General features: G+C 72.2%; 1 protein-coding gene. It reads right to left on the reverse strand.

What is annotated here, in order from left to right:
• A partial coding sequence (locus tag D7Y13_RS42190; protein ID WP_120631088.1) for a ribonuclease D occupies nt 1-407 on the reverse strand: 407 nt, incomplete at its 3' end.
• Between the last annotated feature and the right edge of the window lie 108 nt (nt 408-515).

Below are 515 nucleotides of genomic sequence, written 5' to 3' on the forward strand. Positions count from 1 at the left end.
CAGTCGGACTGCTGCTGGTGCTTGGACACGTCGACGCCGAGCAGGTCCTGGAGCAGGTACTTCAGCCCGTGGCGGTCGGTGAAGGTGCGCACCAGCCTGGAGGCGATCTTGGTGCAGTAGACCGGCGCCGCCAGGACCCCGAAGGCGTGGTCGAGGGCGGCGATGTCGAAGCGGCCGAAGTGGAAGAGCTTGAGCACGCCCGGGTCGGCCAGCATCCGCGCCAGGTTCGGCGCCTGCCGCTGCCCGGGCGCCACCTGGACGAGGTGGCAGTGGCCGTCGCCGCCCGACATCTGCACGAGGCAGAGGCGGTCGCGCATGGGGTTCAGGCCCATCGTCTCGCAGTCGATGGCGACGGCCGGCCCGAGGTCGAGGCCGTCGGGCAGGTCGCCCTGGTAGAGGTGGTTCATCGGCGGCCCCCGCGCGTCCCGGCGCCGAGCGGATTAGGCCCGCGCGGGGGAGGGGTCAATGCCGCCGGCTCAGGGCAGCCGGAACGCCGCGAAGGCCTCCGCATGATC

Source organism: Corallococcus praedator (assembly GCF_003612125.1).
Taxonomy (GTDB): domain Bacteria; phylum Myxococcota; class Myxococcia; order Myxococcales; family Myxococcaceae; genus Corallococcus; species Corallococcus praedator.